The 18,127-nt window shown below is 39.9% G+C and carries 19 protein-coding genes; 1 reads left to right on the forward strand and 18 read right to left on the reverse strand.

Features of this window, described 5'->3' with window-relative positions:
- From LKJ51_RS05030 to LKJ51_RS05100, 15 genes are all read right to left on the reverse strand, one after another.
- On the reverse strand, positions 1 to 778 hold a 778-nt coding region (locus LKJ51_RS05030; protein WP_291980149.1), incomplete at its 3' end, for a DivIVA domain-containing protein.
- 21 nt (positions 779 to 799) lie between these two features.
- Entirely contained in the window at positions 800 to 1,585 is a 786-nt protein-coding gene (locus LKJ51_RS05035; RefSeq protein WP_291979919.1) for a YlmH family RNA-binding protein, read from the reverse strand.
- A 7-nt stretch (positions 1,586 to 1,592) separates the two neighbouring features.
- A complete protein-coding gene (locus LKJ51_RS05040; protein WP_291979921.1) occupies positions 1,593 to 1,853 on the reverse strand; it encodes a YggT family protein in 261 nt (86 codons plus the stop codon).
- 23 nt (positions 1,854 to 1,876) lie between these two features.
- Positions 1,877 to 2,281, reverse strand: a complete 405-nt coding sequence (locus LKJ51_RS05045; protein ID WP_291980150.1) for a cell division protein SepF — start codon at positions 2,279 to 2,281, stop codon at positions 1,877 to 1,879.
- Between the two features lie 81 nt (positions 2,282 to 2,362).
- Positions 2,363 to 3,598, reverse strand: a complete 1,236-nt coding sequence (gene ftsZ / locus LKJ51_RS05050) for a cell division protein FtsZ (RefSeq protein WP_291979900.1) — start codon at positions 3,596 to 3,598, stop codon at positions 2,363 to 2,365.
- A 20-nt stretch (positions 3,599 to 3,618) separates the two neighbouring features.
- Complete coding sequence (ftsA, locus tag LKJ51_RS05055; protein WP_291979899.1) at positions 3,619 to 4,965, reverse strand: cell division protein FtsA; 1,347 nt, start codon at positions 4,963 to 4,965, stop codon at positions 3,619 to 3,621.
- Positions 4,966 to 5,084: 119 nt separating this feature from the next.
- Positions 5,085 to 5,915, reverse strand: coding sequence for a cell division protein FtsQ/DivIB (locus LKJ51_RS05060; protein WP_291979898.1), 831 nt, complete (start codon positions 5,913 to 5,915; stop codon positions 5,085 to 5,087).
- A 12-nt stretch (positions 5,916 to 5,927) separates the two neighbouring features.
- Positions 5,928 to 7,028, reverse strand: a complete 1,101-nt coding sequence (gene murG, locus LKJ51_RS05065; protein WP_291980151.1) for an undecaprenyldiphospho-muramoylpentapeptide beta-N-acetylglucosaminyltransferase — start codon at positions 7,026 to 7,028, stop codon at positions 5,928 to 5,930.
- Complete coding sequence (murD, locus tag LKJ51_RS05070) at positions 7,028 to 8,404, reverse strand: UDP-N-acetylmuramoyl-L-alanine--D-glutamate ligase (protein WP_291979896.1); 1,377 nt, start codon at positions 8,402 to 8,404, stop codon at positions 7,028 to 7,030. The genes murG and murD overlap by 1 nt, the downstream gene beginning before the upstream one ends.
- Before the next feature lie 23 nt (positions 8,405 to 8,427).
- Complete coding sequence (mraY, locus tag LKJ51_RS05075; protein ID WP_291979895.1) at positions 8,428 to 9,402, reverse strand: phospho-N-acetylmuramoyl-pentapeptide-transferase; 975 nt, start codon at positions 9,400 to 9,402, stop codon at positions 8,428 to 8,430.
- A gap of 14 nt (positions 9,403 to 9,416) precedes the next feature.
- The gene (locus tag LKJ51_RS05080; RefSeq protein ID WP_291979894.1) at positions 9,417 to 11,570 is read right to left on the reverse strand and encodes a penicillin-binding protein; all 2,154 of its coding nucleotides are present in this window, start codon (positions 11,568 to 11,570) and stop codon (positions 9,417 to 9,419) included.
- Positions 11,570 to 11,941, reverse strand: a complete 372-nt coding sequence (locus LKJ51_RS05085; protein WP_291980152.1) for a cell division protein FtsL — start codon at positions 11,939 to 11,941, stop codon at positions 11,570 to 11,572. The genes LKJ51_RS05080 and LKJ51_RS05085 overlap by 1 nt, the downstream gene beginning before the upstream one ends.
- A 23-nt stretch (positions 11,942 to 11,964) precedes the next feature.
- A complete protein-coding gene (gene rsmH / locus LKJ51_RS05090) occupies positions 11,965 to 12,915 on the reverse strand; it encodes a 16S rRNA (cytosine(1402)-N(4))-methyltransferase RsmH (protein WP_291979620.1) in 951 nt (316 codons plus the stop codon).
- 13 nt (positions 12,916 to 12,928) lie between these two features.
- The gene (mraZ, locus tag LKJ51_RS05095) at positions 12,929 to 13,357 is read right to left on the reverse strand and encodes a division/cell wall cluster transcriptional repressor MraZ (protein WP_291979619.1); all 429 of its coding nucleotides are present in this window, start codon (positions 13,355 to 13,357) and stop codon (positions 12,929 to 12,931) included.
- 163 nt (positions 13,358 to 13,520) lie between these two features.
- Complete coding sequence (locus LKJ51_RS05100; RefSeq protein WP_291979618.1) at positions 13,521 to 13,877, reverse strand: DUF3397 family protein; 357 nt, start codon at positions 13,875 to 13,877, stop codon at positions 13,521 to 13,523.
- Between the two features lie 134 nt (positions 13,878 to 14,011).
- Here LKJ51_RS05100 and LKJ51_RS05105 point away from each other — a divergent pair, with 134 nt between their 5' ends.
- Positions 14,012 to 14,131 carry a DUF4044 domain-containing protein gene (locus LKJ51_RS05105; RefSeq protein ID WP_291979617.1) on the forward strand — a complete coding sequence of 40 codons (120 nt, stop codon included), beginning with the start codon at positions 14,012 to 14,014 and terminating at the stop codon, positions 14,129 to 14,131.
- A 93-nt stretch (positions 14,132 to 14,224) separates the two neighbouring features.
- Here LKJ51_RS05105 and LKJ51_RS05110 read toward each other — a convergent pair whose 3' ends face one another.
- The 3 genes from LKJ51_RS05110 to LKJ51_RS05120 all read right to left on the reverse strand — a co-directional run bounded on the left by LKJ51_RS05110 (position 14,225) and on the right by LKJ51_RS05120 (position 18,104).
- On the reverse strand, positions 14,225 to 16,516 hold the full coding sequence (locus LKJ51_RS05110; protein ID WP_291979616.1) for an FtsK/SpoIIIE family DNA translocase: 2,292 nt from the start codon (positions 16,514 to 16,516) through the stop codon (positions 14,225 to 14,227).
- A 12-nt stretch (positions 16,517 to 16,528) separates the two neighbouring features.
- The gene (gene trmL / locus LKJ51_RS05115) at positions 16,529 to 17,038 is read right to left on the reverse strand and encodes a tRNA (uridine(34)/cytosine(34)/5-carboxymethylaminomethyluridine(34)-2'-O)-methyltransferase TrmL (RefSeq protein ID WP_291979614.1); all 510 of its coding nucleotides are present in this window, start codon (positions 17,036 to 17,038) and stop codon (positions 16,529 to 16,531) included.
- A 202-nt stretch (positions 17,039 to 17,240) separates the two neighbouring features.
- Entirely contained in the window at positions 17,241 to 18,104 is an 864-nt protein-coding gene (locus LKJ51_RS05120; RefSeq protein WP_291979613.1) for a methyltransferase domain-containing protein, read from the reverse strand.
- Between the last annotated feature and the right edge of the window lie 23 nt (positions 18,105 to 18,127).

Below are 18,127 nucleotides of genomic sequence, written 5' to 3' on the forward strand. Positions count from 1 at the left end.
AATCAGATGTAACAGTTTCTGCTGAACTTGTAGGAGCACTTTCACTTTCGCTTGTTTCAGGTTTAACTACCTCTTCAGACTCAGCAGTGCCCGTTGAAACAGATGCAACATTCTTTTCTAGTGAAATGCTATCAGAAGCTGTCTCACTAGTTAATGATGAAGCTGTACTTTCAGATTCAAAACCACTAGTTGTAATTGAAGTTGATTCTACACTTTCTCCTGAATTATTGTCAAGGCGAGTTCCTAAAATATTTTGAATTTCGCCATATTTATCAATATCATCATTTGCTAACAGCTTGTCCCACTCATCACTCTTAACAACTTCCAATTGTGATTCAAGCATTACTTGCAACCGTTGACGGAAAATCCGGGTTTGCTTCTTTAAATCACTCGTTTCAGAGGTTAGCTTACGAGTTCCTTCTGCTGTATTTTCAACAATTTGGTTAGCCTTTTCGTTTGCGGTTGAAACAATGTCAGTTGCCTGCTTTTGGGCTTCCCGCACCATAATGTCCGCTTCACGTTTAGCATTATTCTTTACCTTGTCAGCTGCTTCCTGAGCAACAAGAATTGACTTGTTTAATGAGTCCTTTAACTCACTAAAGTACTTTAACTTACTTTCATCAGCCTTTACTTTTTCTTGTAATGCACGATTTTGATCGGTCAATTCTTGAACTGCTTGTGCAACTTCCTTAATAAAGTCATTAACCTCAGTCGGGTTGTAACCCCGCATTTTGGTATTAAATTGAATTTGATTTATTTCATCTACAGTTAAACTCATCAGCTTTTCCTCCATGTGATTTTAAGCATGAATTATCGACAATGTAATCCGCTGCTTATTCTTTTTAGTAATGCTACCAACCTGATCTACCCGGATACGACCGGCATGTCTTACGGATAACATGTCATGTTCGCCAACTAGATAATCTGGTCGTTGCATCTCTTCCCAATTAATTTGGACGTATCCACGCTCAAGTAATTGTTTTGCCCGATTACGAGAATAATTAAATCCCGCCGCTACTATAGCATCGATCCTTAACGATGAAACGGTTGTTGGTAACTGCTCCCAATCCTCTATGGGTACAATTAATTCATCAAAAGAGAGCGGCTTCCACTTGACCTTAATTTTTCCCACATGATTAATTCGCTCACTAATAAATCGAGCCATTTGGTTAGTAACGATAACCTGCCACCGATTCCCATCAGTAATAATATCACCAAATGAAGTCCGCTCTAAGCCTTCGCCTAACAGCGTTCCCATTATTTGACGATGATGAAGTTCTGCGAATTTTTGTGGGTAATCAATTTCTAAGCAGGTAATTTCAAAATCGCTTGCTTGTGGTTGGTAATAAGCGGGAAAGAAAAGGATTCGACTCATTTCGGCTTCCTGGCGGCCACCAAATTCCCGCATTTTAACGTTATCATTACCATTAACCAGCGTCTGTGCGATATATCGTTGACGAGGATTAAGGAATGGCGACAGTACAGGACGATATTGATCTGCTGCCTGAACTATCCAGTCATTGATTTGGTCAATAATTGGCCCTTCGTCAAGTCGAAAATGTTGTTTTATATTTAATTCATCCATTGTTTATTTAAAGCATCATGGTAATTGCTTTTAGCCCGTATTGAACCAAATAAAGGACAAAGATTGCCACAATTGGTGAAAAACTAATCCCCCCTAAAGGCGGAATAAAGTCAAACCAACTCATATAAGGCTCTACCAAGCGGTTAACAATTTCTCCCAAACGGCTTCCTCTAGCATTTGGAAACCATGATAATAAGCACCAAATGACAATCACGAGGATATAAATATCAACTAGTTGGTAAATTACCCAGGCTAAAAAATTAATAATTGCCATTGCAAGCTCCTTCTATCTTAAATTTTATCAGAATCATTCTTAAGCGTATCAGAAAGGTTTCCTGAAACTTCAAAGTTCTTTGGCGTACACAGGAAAATTTCTTTACCGATCCGTTTAATATCGCCACTAATCGCAAAGACTGTCCCGTTTAAGAAGTCAACGATTCGACTCGCTACTTTCGTATCCATTTGCGAGAAATTAACAATCACTGCACGTTCATTCAATAATTGATCAGCAATTTGTTTAACATCTGCATATAGTCGTGGTTCATATAAGGCAATTTTACTTGAACGTTGACGAATACTATTCATCGAAACAACTTTGTTATCTCCCTGTGGCATAGGAGCTTGTTCATCATAGTATTCTTCTTGATTATCAGACTCGCCGTCACTAAAGAGACTCTTAAATAGATTATTAGCCATCTTAAATTCCTCCTATCCATTCTAGAATTGCGAAATGGGAGATGCCCTAAAACAGTGCCTCTCCCCATCTCTAATTATTTATTATTGCCGACGATTCTTGAAAAATGGTGGTGTAGACAAGTTATCGTCATCATCATCAGTTGCGGCTGAATCATCGTTAAAGACGTTAAATTCTGGTTTCTTCACATGTGAAAATTCATTATCTGTCTTTTCATTGGAATCATTAATTCCAGCTGTTGGATCATTCCAACCATCAAATGGGTCAGCAGATGATGCATCTTTAGTCTCGCTTTCAGCTTTCTTAGCTTCATCGCTAACTGGTGCAACATGCTTAGCTGCTTGAGCATTCTTGCTCTTCTTAGCGTCAATTCCGGTTGCAATAACGGTTACCCGAACTTCATCGCCAAGTGATTCGTTTAATGACATCCCAAATGAAATATCAACGTTGGTTCCAGCAGCCTGCTTAATGACATCAGAGGCTTCCTGAGCTTCAAACATCGAAAGGTCCTTACCACCTGTAATATCCATCAAAACGTGTTGAGCACCGGAAATAGATACTTCAAGTAGTGGTGAAGAAATTGCCTTCTTGGTTGCTTCAGTTGCTCGATTTTCACCAGTAGCACTACCAACTCCCATTAATGCTGAACCTTGGTTAGACATTAATGTCTTAATATCAGCAAAATCCAAATTAATGTATCCTGGCGTAACAATCAAATCAGAGATCCCTTGAACACCTTGGCGAAGGACATTATCTGCTTCCTTAAATGCCTCCATCATTGGGGTCTTCTTATCAATCATTTCTAGCAAACGATTGTTAGCAACAATAATCAAAGTGTCAACGTTTGCCTTTAACTTTTCCAAGCCTTCACTAGCAAACTTATCACGACGTGGACCTTCAAAGGAGAATGGACGAGTAACTACACCAACAGTTAGTGCGCCGCTATCCTTGGCAATTTTAGCAACTACGGGAGCAGCACCTGTCCCGGTACCACCACCCATTCCGGCAGTAATAAAGACCATGTCTGATCCTTCAAGTGCGTTTTGAATCTGTTCTTCACTTTCTTCAGCTGCTTTATCGCCAACTTCAGGATTAGAACCAGCACCAAGCCCCTTGGTTAATTTAGGTCCTAATTGGATCTTAGTTTGTGCTTGAGAAGCATTTAAAGCCTGTAAATCGGTATTAGCAACGATAAAATCGACACCCTGAACCTTTTCAGTGATCATTCGATTAACGGCGTTACCACCACCGCCACCGACACCAATAACCTTAATTTTAGCTCCGGCAAATTGGTTTTCCATTGAATTTTCGTTATCCATTCGATACCCTCCGTTAGTTGTTAATCAAATAAGTTATTAAAGAGGCTCTTAAATTTACTACTAAAGCCGTCTTTCTTTTGCGTATTTTGCTCTTGACTAGTACGTTTTTGAGCGGGTCCATTATTATTTTCAACCATTCGTTGATTCTGAGGCTTGTGGTCACTAGAATTGCTTTCTAGCGTTTTTTTACCAAAATCAGCCTCTTGGACTACCTGCTTAATTAATTGGTCAATTCCTGATAAACGGTTCTCGTAAAGCCCAAGTGCGTATGCAATTGCAAAACGCGGATGGCGAATTCCCATTTGATCAGGGACAAAAATCTTAACGTTACCAGGAAAATATTGTTTAGCTAGTTCTCTAATACCCGGTAAAGCTGCTACTCCTCCAATTAAAACAACCCCACCTGGTAATTCAGGAGCATTGATCCGCTCTAATTGGCGAGCGACACGATCAAAAATTTGACGAATCCGTGCTTCAATAACTTCTGAAAGATATTGTTCACTATATTGGACCGGCTTATCCTGACCAACAACATCAACGTCTATCTGAACATTTTCATCAGCCTGCGTACTATCAGCAAAACCGTGATCACGCTTTAATTGTTCCGCGTTTTTCAAGGAAGTGTTTAAAACGGTTGACACATCCTTAGTTACGTACTGACCACCTTCAGGATCGACATAACTATACTTCAATTGGTGATCGTGAATGATACTGGTCGTGGACTGACCACCACCTAAATCAATTACCAATGTTCCAAAGTCTTGCTCACCATCGTTAAGTAAGTTAAATCCGGTTGCAATAGGTGTCACAACGAAATCACGAACCTCAAGGCCAGCCTTCTGAACGGCTTTTTTAGCATTATGAACAATTGTCTTTGGACCCGTATAAAGAGTTCCCTTCATTTCTAAGCGAACTCCAACCATCCCTCGTGGATCCTTAATACCATCAAAGCCATCAACGGTAAACTCTGTTGGAACTAAATCAATCACTGTTCTTTCAGGCGGAATACTTTGCGTTAATGCCTCTTGCGCTAAGTCTAAAACGTCCTGATCAACGATTTCCCGTGACTGACCATTATTAGCAATGGTAATCATTCCGTGAACCCGTTGCATTTGTAAATAGTTTGCTGGCAAACCAACAATCACTTTTTTAATGTCTACGTTGGACTTTTCCTCAGCTTGAGCAATTGCATTTGAAATTGCACGAGCAGTCTTATCAATATCAACTATCACACCACGACTCATCCCTGCCGCTGGCTCAACACCGACACCAATGACCTTCATTTGCCCTTTTACATTTTCACATACTAATGCTTTGATCGAGGTGGTTCCAATGTCTAACCCAACATAAACCTCAGAATTATTCATTGAGAGGAACCTCCTAAACTTTATTACACTAAAATATTATTTTTATTTATTAGTCTAATCTAGATTTTACCACAGTTAATTGCTTGTAAAAAAAGATCTTCGTGAGTTTTTTAATAAATTCATTTATCTTTTGTTCCATAATCGTACGAGTAAGCACCTACTCGAAGATCAATAACCCCTTGGCCCTTCATTTTAGTCAAGATTGATGGATAATATTTCATCTTATCGCCCACGTTTGTTAAGTTGGCTCTGACTGTGTTCCCATCCTTCATGTATAAAATGATTTGGTGAGGAGAACTCTTTGTTGGTCGATACTCAATCGAAGAAATGCCATGGTATATTGCTGGCTTGATTTTACCCAACTGTTCACCAATGATTTCTAGTTGTTGGCGGTGGGTCTCAAAGCCTTGAAAATCAATATTAGTGTTCTGCGCAGTCGTTAATTGTAACTGACCATTTGATAAGACCGCGTATCTTTGTTTTCCGACTTGTGCTTCACCCAACAATTGGTTTTCCGTAACCAAAAGGTGGACACTCTGCGGACCAACAAGCTTAACCTTCATCGATTTAATCTGTGGATTCTTTATTTTGGCTTTGCTTTCCAAATGCTTTTGCCCCAGCCATGCAGACCAAATTAATCTTCCAGACCGGACCGTGGTCGCTTGTTCGACCTGCTTATCGGTTAATTCATTATTTCCACTAATCTTAACATCAGTAATCTTACTCAAAGGGGAAATAATATAAAGCATGATCAACAGAATCATACCGAAGAAGCATCCCAAGAAAGTAATCCGTCTTCTGCTAGAGCTGTGACGCTGTTTCTTTATCCCGACAACTTTATTGCCAATCGGTTGATGTGGCTCTTCGCTTGCCGAAGTACTTTGCGCTTCTAGGTGAGCAAGTCGTTGAGAATAACGGTGATGTTCGGGAATAAAATTACCTCTCGCCATTTTACTCACCAACTAATGCTCATCAATAGCTTTATGGAGAACGTCGATTAACTCATCGGCTGCCTTAGGATGACCAATTTTACGGGAAGCAGTTGCCATTTTGCTCCGAAGTTCCTGGCTTTCCATAATTTTGTCTGCCTGAACCAATAATGCTCGACTATCTAACTTGTCTTCTGTAATCATCACTGCAGCATTTTTACGAACTAATGCTTGGGCGTTCTTTACCTGGTGGTTAGCAGTCACGTAAGGGCTTGGAATTAAGATTGTTGGAACACCCAATGCAGTTACTTCGGCAATTGTTGTTGCTCCAGCACGAGATACCAATGCTGCAACTTTAGGCATTTTAGCGGGCATGTCCTTAATGTACGGAACAACCTTAACGCTTTGACCAATTTTAACTCCATGAAGTTGTTCTTGCACCTTAGCATAACGCTTCTGACCAGTGGCAAAAACTACTTGGTATGGGCGCTTACTAAATTCTGGAATTGAATCCACAACCGTCGAATTAATCTTTGGTGCCCCTTGACTACCGCCGAAAATCATTAAGGTTGGAATATCATCTTTTAAGTCGTACTCACTCCAAGAAAAAGTGCTATTGATTTGTGAACTAACCTGCTGTGCCCGTGGGTTACCCGTCATTGTCACCTTTCCCTGAGGAAACTGACTACGTGCGGCCTCAAAGGCAATCGCAATTTGATCAACATAACGACTAAGGAACTTATTGGTTACACCAACAACACTATTCTGCTCGTGAATAACGGTTGGAATATGTTTTTTCGCTGCTGCATACAAAACAGCCCCACTAACATAGCCCCCCGTTCCTAAAACAACATCCGGCTTGAAATCACGAATAATTTTTTTAGCATGGTGAACGGACCGCAGAAAAAGATAGATCGTCTTAAAATTATCCAAGGATAGAGAACGCTTAAACCCTTGCATCTGCATCGTCTCAAGTTTTATTCCTGCATCAGGGACAATTTTATTTTCAAGCCCCCGAGTGGTTCCAACATAGAGGACTTCGGTATCCGGTTCGACCTGCTTTAAACGTTCAATTAGGGCTAGCGCTGGATAAATGTGACCACCAGTACCACCACCAGAAACAAGTAACCGCATTACTCTTCCTCCTTTTTATTAATCAACTTATTAACAGCATCAATAAATTTATCACCACGAACCTCGAAGCTTGGGAATTGATCCCAACTAGCATTCGCTGGAGAAAGGAGAATTACATCTCCGGGCTCACTAACATCCCACGCCTCGGGAACGGCCGTAATCGCATTCTCGCTTTCAATAATTGTAGGAATTCCAGCCTGAACAGCTGCATCCTTCATTTTATCCTTACATTGACCAAAAACAATAATTGCCTTGACATGTTTCTTAAAGTAAGGAACCAGTCGTTCAAAAGTATAACCACGATCCAAGCCACCCGCTAACAAGACGACCGGTTGTTCAAATCCTTGCAATGCCACTTCAGTTGCTTCAATGTCGGTTGACTTTGAATCATTATAGAATCGCCGTCCCTGATATTCAGTTACGTATTGAAGGCGATGACGAACCCCGCCAAAAGTGGTTAAGACATCAACAATATCCTGGTTATCCACCCCACTTAACTTAGCAGCTGCAATTGCTGCCAAAGCATTTTCAACGTTTTGTGGACCGATCAAGCGAATATCTTTTGCATCCATGATGTATTCACCTTGCCAGTAAATCTGACCATCTTGCTCATATGCACCATCATGACTCTTATTTTGCCGTGAAAATGGAATAATCGTTGCTCGTGAACGTCGTGCAATTTTCTGCCATTCGTCCCGATCCCAGTTAATAATGAGGTAATCATCACTAGTTTGATTTCGGGTAATGTTAAGTTTGGCATTAATATAATTCTCACGTGTCTTGTGATAATCAAGGTGGTTAGAGAAAATATTAGTGATAATCGCAATGTGAGGGTGAATAGTTGGTGCACCTAACAATTGGAAACTGGATAATTCGGTTACTAAAGTATCTTCAGGTCCCAATTTAGCGGCAACTTTACTAAAGGAAACACCAATATTCCCCGCATATTCAACCCGATGCTGGTTACTTTTAGCAATCATTAATTGAGTCAAGGTCGTAGTCGTTGTTTTACCATTACTTCCGGTAACACTAACAAGGTAACCATCAAAGATCTGCCAGCCTAATTCTGCTTCCGTAATAATCGGTGTTTTCTTTTCAACGAACTTTGCTACCAATGGATTATCATAAGGAATCCCCGGGTTCTTCACTACAAGATCAAATGGTTGCTCAGCGAGACTAAGAGGATTAGAACCGGTAAGTACCTTAATACCATCATCTTTTAAACTCTCAACAACTTGCGGATCCTTTGGTGTCTTCTGATCATTAGCAACAACATTTGCTCCAAGGCTTCTTAGTAAGTGAGCAGCGTTTAGACCGCTAATCCCAAAACCCATTACGAGGACATTTTTATTATTATAGTTCGTTACTTTCTTCATTTTTATTTGCCACCTAATTTGAATTAAATATTAAAGATCAAAATACTTGCTACCGCGATAATCGAAGCAACTAGTCCAACACTCCAGAAAACAATATCAATTTTCCATTCGCTCCAACCACAAAGTTCAAAGTGGTGGTGGATTGGTGTCATCTTAAAGATTCGTTTTCCTGTCAACTTGAATGAGGCTACTTGCATGATTACACTAGCGGTTTCACATACGTAGACAATTCCAATTACTAATAATGACCATTCATGATGGAGCAAGAGAGAAACTGCAGCTAATGAGGCCCCAATTGCTAGTGATCCCATATCACCCATGAAAATCTTCGCGGGTTTATGGTTATAAGGGAAGAATCCACAAAGAGTTCCGATCATTGCTAAGCAGAACAATGCAATTTCCGCATATCCCGGCTGGTTGATATTTACAAGAGCAATAATTAAGTAAGCAGCAAACGAAATAATTGATAAACCACTAACCAGTCCATCTAAACCATCAGTTAAGTTAACAGCGTTGGAGAAACCAACAATCCAAAAAATAATGAACAAACCATACCACCAGCCGATTTGACTAGTACCAAAGCCCATTTGAAAGCCTTCATGCTGATAAATAACCGTGAAGACCATTGCCGCGATAACCTGACAAAGAGCTTTTTGCCATGCCTTAAAGCCTTCATTTTGGTGGTGAAAGATCTTAATACTGTCATCCCACATTCCAATCAATCCATAGACAACTAGGATGAATAATAAGGACCACATAGTATTAGTCAGCATTCCTAAGAAACCAGCTGCCGCTAAAACAACGATGACTGCTGAAATTATAAATAGGAGTCCACCCATTGTTGGTGTTCCGGCCTTTTTGGCGTGCCATTTTGGCCCTTCTTTACGAATCTGCTGTCCTTCCTTCTTGGCGCGGAAGTAGCGAATCAAATATGGCATTAAAAGAAATGTAATCAAAAACGAACAAACTAACGTTATCACGATACTAATAAAATTCATGGTTTCCTCCTAAACTATTGTCGTGAAGAATATTCAACAGTTAATGTTGATGACTTATGGACGGCATCATTAGTCTTAATACTTTGTTTTGTAACGTAACCGGATCCCTTTTCCCTCAACTTAATTCCCATCATCTTGGCAAGTTGTTGAACGTCATCGGAACTCCAATTACTAATGTCAGGCATTTTGCAATCTCCTCCAGTATCCAAAATAACATGTTGGTTAATCAAAGAAGATTGACCCTGAGTAACCGACTGACGCTTAACGGTTTGACCTGAACCAATAACAACAGGTATTAGATGGAGCTTATTAAGCTGATCACTTGCCTTTTGAGTTGGCTGGTTGATTAAGTCAGGAACCTTTACAATTCCCGAATTCTTTTGTTTAGTGCTCTTTTGGCGACTCAAAATAAACTTCATCGTTGGGTTAAAGACGTCCGCAATCATTTTTGTTGCTGGTTTACTTAAGTTATGGGGTTTCCGCAATGTAACATACATTACATACCGCGGTTTATTTGCCGGAGCAATCCCAACAAATGAATAAAGGTAGTTACTATCTCCATTACTGTAACCGCCAGCACCACCAATTTGAGCTGTCGCCGTTTTTCCGGCAATCTTATAACCATCAATTTGGTAGTCATGACCAATTCCTTTTTGGTCATAAATAACCCCTTCCATCATCTTAACTACCTTTTTAGAGGTAGAAGCTTTGATTGGCTGACCAACCTTTTTAGGCTTTACCTTTTGAATGGTTTTTCCTTGATTATCGGTTACCTTATCAATAATGTACGGTTTCATCATCTTACCATTATTTGCAATTGCACTAAAGCCTTGCATCATTTGCATTGCATTAACGGTAATCCCCTGTCCAAAGGCGGTGTTGGCTTGTTGAAGGATTCCCTTAAAAGCACTATAACCACTAATTTCATTATTCATCCCTTCAACGTTCACCTTTTTGAACATTCCAAACCGAGTTAGGTAATCTTTCCAAACCTTTGCTCCCATATTTTGCTCAACATGGGCAAAACCAACGTTACTAGATAAATCAAAAGCATCCTTGTAGGAAATTGTTCCCCAACCGGAAGTTTTCCAATCGGTGACTTTTCCACCACCCATTTGCCAAGTACCAGAATTAAACGTTGCGTTAGGATCAAAGTGACCTGAGTCAATTGCAGCACTTAAAGCAAATGTCTTCATCGTTGAACCTGGTTCATAAACATCCTGAACTAGCATATTTCGCCAAACAGGATTCTTCTTTGAACGGAGCGTTGGCCGTTGAGAAGCTGCAATAATTTTACCAGTTTTGACATCCATCACAACCGCGATCATTGACTCGGCTTTAGATTCCTTATATACCTTGGTCAGTTTGTTTTCCATAATATGTTGGACCTTGGCATCTAGAGTTGTATAGACATTGTCACCATTAACTGCTTTTTTTACAACCCGGTTACTATTAGCTAATCGATAGCCGTAAACATCTCGTTTGTACTGACGAAGACCGTTCTTTCCGGTAAGTTTTTTATTGAAATAACTTTCTAGCCCGACCTGACCAACTAATGTCATTTGACCAGTTTGTTTATTTGTAATTTTTGGAGTAGCCATTCCAACTATCTGGGAGGCAAATTCACCTTCTGGATAAGATCTAGCAGGAGTGGCGATAAAGCCAATTCCCGGTAATTTTTCAGCCTTAATTTGTTGCATTTTAGCAACTGAAAGATTTGCTCCAGCACTCCCGAATTCAACCTGATAAGATTGCCCCTTTTTGGAAAGAGTCTTTAAAATCTTTCTTTCTGGCATCTTGATGTACTTAGCAAGAATTCTTGCAGTTCGGCGCTTATTTTTCACATATAATGGTTTGCCATCCGCTGAACGCTGACTCTTATCTAAAACTGCATAAAGGGTATAGCGACTTGTATCTGTCGCTAAAACGGAGCCATGCTGATCATAAATGTTGCCACGTTTAGCAAGGATCGTTCTCCTTTGCGTATAAATCTGTTCGGCTTGAGAACGTAAATTAACATGCTGGACATCCTTAGTAATCGCAATATACGCAAAACGAACGATAAATAACGTAAACATTGCAACTACAATTATAAAGAGCCACTTACCAAAAGTTTCTCTGTTGCCATTACTTCCGTTATTTTTCGTTCGTTGAGTCATCTTATTCATTATTTATTAACGTTCCTTACGTTTGAATTATGATCCACTAACCCATACTTCTTCGCCGCTGACCTTAATTGGGACTGACTTGTCATTTCGGCAATTGCTTGTCGATGACTAGCATTATCATTTTTTACTTGATATACCCTTGCTTGTAAATCCTGCAATTGATGTTGACGAGTATTGATCGTATTTTTTGTTGATAAAAGCAAAATGGTTAAACATAAGGTTAAAATACTACAACCAGCCACCAAGCCACGTTCTAGGTTTGTCCACGTAACCGTTCGAACAGTAGGGCTTAGTCGTTGTACCTCCCGTGTGCCATGGTTTACCCTCCGCGGTTGCACACGAGAAATCTTTTTTGCAGTATTTGAAACCATCTTAATCACTTTCCTTTTGTATCCTACTTCTTAATCCGCTCAATTATCCGTAATTTAGCACTATGAGCCCGATGATTATTTGCTAATTCTTCTTTGCTAGGAAGAATTGGCTTTTTATTAATTAACTTAAATTTTGGTTCCATTTCCGGTGGAATAATAGGTAAGCCTGGTGGTAACTCATCCGCCAGCGAAACCTTTTCATGAAGCATTGTTTTTACAAGGCGATCTTCTAATGATTGAAAGGTAATTACACTAATTCGCCCACCAACATTAAGTAATTCAAGTGCTTGCTCTAGTGAATCTTCCAACGCTCCCAATTCATCATTAACGGCGATCCTGATCGCTTGAAAACTCTTCTTAGCAGGATGCCCACCATGACGTCGAGCAGCAGCTGGAATTGCTTCTTTAATCACATTAACCAATTCAAAGGTTGTTCGAATCGGCTTTTCTTTGCGCCGTCGTTCTATTTTTCGTGCAATCTGCTTAGCAAAGCGTTCCTCCCCGTAACGATAAAGGATCCTTACTAATTTTTCATATGGCCATTCATTGACCACATTCATTGCAGAAAGCGACTGTTGCTGATTCATCCGCATGTCTAATGGCGCATCTAATTTATAACTAAAGCCACGCTGGGCATCGTCAAATTGTGGTGAGGAGACTCCTAAATCATATACAACACCATCAACACTCTTCACACCGTGTTTTAACAAGGCAGTCTTCAAATTGCGAAAATTATCTTCAATTAAAACTGAACGACCAGCATCAATAAATGTTTTTAGGTGTTGTTGATTATATTTAATCGCTGTTTGATCCTGATCAAATGAATAAAGGCAACCAGTCGTTAACTGCTTTAAGATTGCAGCACTGTGACCACCGCCACCTAAAGTTGCATCAACATATGTTCCTTCTGGAAGGATATTTAGACCAGCAACAGCTTCGTTTAATAATACTGTCACATGTTTAAACTCTGTCATCTAAACTCCTCCATTAAAAATCAATATTTAAATCTTCAGCAATTTGATCAAAATCTTCTTCAGTGGCATCCGTAAATTGATTCCACTTTTCAGCACTCCAGATTTCAAGCCGGTTTGCAATTCCTACGATAACGCACTTCTTTTTCAAATCAGCATGTTGACAAAGAGTATCGGGTAAGTTAATTCGTCCCTGCTTGTCAAATTCGCAATCTGTTGCTGCAGAGTACAAGAAACGAACAAATGCCCGAGCATCCCTCTTGGTTAAAGGTAAAGCCTTCAATTTCTCCTGGAGCTGTTCCCATTCATCAAGTGGATAACCAAATAGACACCCATCTAAGCCACGAGTGACAATAAAGTGAGTGCCTAACAATTCACGAAATTTTGCGGGGATAATTAGTCGGCCTTTGCTATCGATCGAATGAGTATATTCGCCCATAAACATTAGCATTTACCTCCCCACAACCACTTTATAGGTAAAGTCTACCACAATCCCCCACTTTCCACCATAACATTTCAAAAATAATCAATAATAATAAAAAAGGTTAGTTAAAAGACACTAATAAAAGGATTGTCTTCTAACTAACCAATAATTCCCATTAGTAATGTTATATTAACGGCAAATGTTGACAAAAGAATGAAATAATAAACGTGAGCCCACCTAAAACCACCGACAGGCGCCAAAACGCGGGCCAATAACGACGATAAATAAATTCACCATAATGAAACGTTTGTCCGATCATTAAAAGGATGGCAACTACCATCCAGATTGCAATTGGATATGCAATCCAATAGAGACTTGCAATATTATAAATACTTAATAACCAAAGAACCACCGTCCAAACAACCGGATGATGCTTATGGCGGTGTTGACGAGCGGAATGAAAGATTTTACTGATTAAGTTTTCAACGAACCAAATAATAACCAATAATATTATCTGGAAAAATGCTATTCGATAATTCATAACTAATTTTAACTACTCCTAATTAGCTTCTATATTAAATAGTTTAGCACAGCTACTAAGATCGTTTGAAATAACCTTATAAAATGATGTAGACTATTACTATTGTAAATTTAACTGCGAAAGGCGGTAAAAAGATGCAACGGAAAAAGAAAACACGTTTTCAAAAGATAACGATGGTTGCCATTTGGCTGATGCTGATCGCAATGCTCGGCTCATTAATCTTTGGGGCAATCGCATCGTTAGGTGCAATGTAATTTTCTAATCAATATTAATAACAAACATTAAAGGACTAGTTATTCAAAGGTAACGAATAGCTAGTCCTTTTATTAACTTTAAACGAATAAGATTTAATCTTGATCCTTTTTCTTAAAGACTTCTCGAGGCTTGGATCCATTAGCTGGGCCAATATATCCGCGCTGCTCCATATCATCAATAATCCGCGCTGCCCGGTTATAACCAATTCGGAATCGTCGCTGAATTAAAGAAGTCGATGCCTTTTGCTGATCAACAACAAATTTTAACGCCTCCGGGAATAGCTGATCCTCATCTTCGCTTTGTTCTTCTTGCGCAATTTCGTTGTCAGTAACAACCATTTTCTGATCATACTCAGCAGGACGCTCATCCTTGATGAAATTAACTACTGCTTCAACATCTTGATCAGAAATGAATGCTCCCTGAACCCGGACAGGCTTATTCTGGTCGATCGGCTCAAATAGCATATCACCACGACCAAGCAATTTTTCTGCACCATTGGTATCAATAATTGTTCGAGAGTCGACACCGCTTGAGACTGCAAAGGCAATTCGTGACGGAACATTGGCTTTGATTAAACCGGTAATAACGTCAACTGAAGGGCGTTGAGTAGCCAAGATCATGTGGATCCCAGCTGCCCTTCCCATTTGAGCAATCCTAACAATTGCGTCTTCAACATCGTGTGAAACTGTCATCATCAAATCAGCTAATTCATCAACAATTACCAAGATTAGAGGTAATGATGGCTGTTCAGTATTTTCCTCTTGAGCATTATTATCATGGACTAGCTGGTTGTACCCCTTTAGATTTCGCACACCAAACTTAGCAAACAACTCGTAGCGTCTTTCCATCTCCCCAACAACTTTTCCTAATGCCCGAGCCGCTTTCTTGGGATCAGAGACAACGGGACTTAGTAAATGAGGAATTCCGTTGTAAACACTTAGTTCGACCTTCTTTGGGTCAATCATTAAAAACTTCACCTGATGCGGCTTAGCTTTCAGTAAAATACTGGTAATAATATCATTGATCGCAACTGACTTACCGCTTCCCGTTGCCCCAGCAATCAAAAGGTGGGGCATCTTAGTTAAGTCAGCCATCATGACATCACCCGTAACAGTTCTTCCCAACGGAACATTCATCGGATGGTCATCATGGGGCATCGATTCCACCATGTCACGAAAACCAACAGTGGCAATTTGCTGATTAGGAACCTCGATTCCGATTAACGACTTACCGGGAATTGGTGCCTCAATCCGAATATCCTTTGCTGCTAACGCCAATGCCAAATCATCAGCTAGGTGGGTAATTCGGCTTACCTTGACACCAACAGCAGGGCGCAGTTCATATTTAGTCACCGATGGTCCCAAATTGACATTCTCTACTGTCGCGTCAACTCCAAATGACTTTAGCGTATCCTGCAGTTTCTTAGTATTTTTTTTAATTGCATGCAGATCATCCTTTTGATCCGTTACCGGAATCTTAGTCAACAGGTCTAATGGTGGTAACTTATAGTCGACATCTTCCTTTGCAGTCGTTGCGGTCAGCTGAAGATCGTCCCCTTCCCCTTTCTCCTTTTTAGCTGCCTTAGGGGTCGTTGACGGTTGTTCGCTATTCGTACTTGCAACCGTGATTCGTGGTTCAGCCTTTGGAGCAGTTGATGATTGCCGCTCATCGTTAGTCGATGGCTGTTCAGGATGCTTCTCCGCAGTCTTTTTAGCCAGTAAACTCGTACCGTTTTTCTTTAATGACTGTTTAAGTTGTGGCTGCTTAGGAAGGTGCTGTTTTACGTTGCGAGCAGCTGCTGGCATTTTCTTTAATTGATGACCAAAAGCAGTTAAGAATTGATCCCATGGAATTGCAAAGAAAATGATTACACCAGCAATAATCATTAGCCATGCCAAAATTGCTGTGCCCTGGCGACCAATTAAATAGTTACTACCGGTATAAAGGAGAGCACCTAGCATCCCCCCACCGACATTAGTGGAGTTACTTGTTTGAAAGAAGACCTTGCTTAGGTTGTTCCAGGTTGTAGAAAGAAAGTTGGCGTGTAAATTTAAATGATTAAACATTAAGTAGTGCAACCAGATTAACACACCACAATAGGAAATAATGAATCCGCCAACCCATCGGCGATTATACTTCAGACAATGACCAAAAAGCATTAATGACAGCCCGGTGATAAGAACAAGGATCATTGCGACCGGATACGACTTACCTACCAGGATACTGAAGAAACCAACCAATAACTGACCAATAATTCCTAAGTTAAATAACCCAATGATCATTAAAAATGAAAGAATTATTCCCATTAAATTATCAACCATTTTAGTTTGGCTCTTCTTATTTACATTTCGTCGACCTGTTCTTGATCGCTTCTTCCTTGCCATGTTAATCCTCACTTACTTTAATTTATCAAAATGGTATTTATGGACCCGTGCTAGGTTGGGAAAACTTTGCTGACGAAGAGCCTCATAAATTACGATTGCCGCACTATTCGATAAGTTAAGGGCACGAATATTATTATCATTTTGGGGAATCCGAATTGCGTTTTCCGGATACCGCCGCATAAATTCTTCCGGTAGCCCCGTTGTTTCCTTACCAAATAGGAAATAATGATCTCCAGTGGTCGTGTAGTCAACATCAGTATAATCACGACTGGCAAACTTGGAAACTAAATAAAGCTTACTAATATCAGGAACCGTTGAAACGAACTCGCGGAGATCATCATGGTAGGTAATCTTAACCTTATCCCAATAATCTAAGCCGGCCCGTTTCATGTGTTTATCATCGGTTGAAAAACCAAGCGGCTTTATTAAATGTAATTCGGTATTCGTTCCGGCACATGTCCGTGCAATGTTTCCCGTGTTAGCAGGAAATAGTGGTTCGAATAATACAATATGGTTCGTCATTATCTTTCGCTCCTTAACCTAAACAAATAAAAAAAGCAGGGTCTCGGTGTTGGCACGGCGAAACGCTGCTTTAATGAAGTACTCCTTGGCAATTACCAACGAATCTGTTCGATGTCAATTGCCAAACGATTTCTCATAAGATAATTTACCACCTTTAATTATAATTGGCAACACCCTTAACTAGATTTTTATCATAAATATTTCAGATTTTGCTTTTCTCCTTTTTGGCGACTAATAAACTAACATCAACGGTAACCGAGTTTAGGTTTTCTAGCTCCGTCTTTGTCGGCTGATGAACGTCCTTTCCCCAGCTCATTGGGGTCATTTTAATCATGTCAGTAACAAGAGAACTTGGCAGCTCAAACTGATAACGAACACGAACCACGCTCGCGTTTGGATAATGTTTCTTAAACAATTTGAGAACCTTACTATTATCGTAATCATAATGCTGATTATGATCGCCATATAATAAGTGACGCAATTCTAAAAGATAACCTGCATTCGGAATTACTTTAATGAGTGTGCCATTGTCTTTCAGGACCCGATTAAATTCACGATAATCTGATGGAGAAAATAGTTCTAGTATTGTATCAAATGAATGATCCGCAAATGGCAAATGACGCAAATCAGCGATGCAGAAGAAGGCATCAACATCAAGCTGGGTTGCTAAAGTGATTCCGGGTTTAGAAATATCAAAGCCAACATAGAAATCCTTATTATTACGGAAGGACGCTAATTGTACCAATGGGGTTCCTTCTCCCGTCCCCACATCTAAAATAGTTTGCGGATCCTCCGGAATGATTTCATTCACTTGTTCAACTATGGGGCGGAACAATCCGGCATTTAATAACTTTCTTCGTGACAAGAACATTTCCCGATCGTATTCAGTTGTCCCCTGAGTATTCAAGAAATGAAGATACCCATGACGGTTAAAATCAATCGTATGGCCCTGTTCACAAACAAGACTATTTCCACTTAGCTTTGAAAAGGCATGTTGACAAACAGGACACTGAAATACCTGATGATGGTCCCAGACTAACTTTTTTGCACGTTCAATCTTTTTCACGTTAATTTCTCCCATTTTTTATT

Source organism: Limosilactobacillus sp., assembly GCF_022651205.1.
Lineage (GTDB): Bacteria > Bacillota > Bacilli > Lactobacillales > Lactobacillaceae > Limosilactobacillus.

Coding starts and splice junctions, on each gene's coding strand:
- LKJ51_RS05035 (WP_291979919.1), bottom strand. CDS start 1,585: ATGGATGAATTAAATATAAAACAACATTTTCGACTTGACGAAGGGCCA.
- LKJ51_RS05045 (WP_291980150.1), bottom strand. CDS start 2,281: ATGGCTAATAATCTATTTAAGAGTCTCTTTAGTGACGGCGAGTCTGAT.
- ftsZ (WP_291979900.1), bottom strand. CDS start 3,598: ATGGATAACGAAAATTCAATGGAAAACCAATTTGCCGGAGCTAAAATT.
- ftsA (WP_291979899.1), bottom strand. CDS start 4,965: ATGAATAATTCTGAGGTTTATGTTGGGTTAGACATTGGAACCACCTCG.
- LKJ51_RS05060 (WP_291979898.1), bottom strand. CDS start 5,915: ATGGCGAGAGGTAATTTTATTCCCGAACATCACCGTTATTCTCAACGA.
- murG (WP_291980151.1), bottom strand. CDS start 7,028: ATGCGGTTACTTGTTTCTGGTGGTGGTACTGGTGGTCACATTTATCCA.
- murD (WP_291979896.1), bottom strand. CDS start 8,404: ATGAAGAAAGTAACGAACTATAATAATAAAAATGTCCTCGTAATGGGT.
- mraY (WP_291979895.1), bottom strand. CDS start 9,402: ATGAATTTTATTAGTATCGTGATAACGTTAGTTTGTTCGTTTTTGATT.
- LKJ51_RS05080 (WP_291979894.1), bottom strand. CDS start 11,570: ATGAATAAGATGACTCAACGAACGAAAAATAACGGAAGTAATGGCAAC.
- LKJ51_RS05085 (WP_291980152.1), bottom strand. CDS start 11,941: ATGGTTTCAAATACTGCAAAAAAGATTTCTCGTGTGCAACCGCGGAGG.
- rsmH (WP_291979620.1), bottom strand. CDS start 12,915: ATGACAGAGTTTAAACATGTGACAGTATTATTAAACGAAGCTGTTGCT.
- mraZ (WP_291979619.1), bottom strand. CDS start 13,357: ATGTTTATGGGCGAATATACTCATTCGATCGATAGCAAAGGCCGACTA.
- LKJ51_RS05100 (WP_291979618.1), bottom strand. CDS start 13,877: ATGAATTATCGAATAGCATTTTTCCAGATAATATTATTGGTTATTATT.
- LKJ51_RS05105 (WP_291979617.1), top strand. CDS start 14,012: ATGCAACGGAAAAAGAAAACACGTTTTCAAAAGATAACGATGGTTGCC.
- LKJ51_RS05110 (WP_291979616.1), bottom strand. CDS start 16,516: ATGGCAAGGAAGAAGCGATCAAGAACAGGTCGACGAAATGTAAATAAG.
- trmL (WP_291979614.1), bottom strand. CDS start 17,038: ATGACGAACCATATTGTATTATTCGAACCACTATTTCCTGCTAACACG.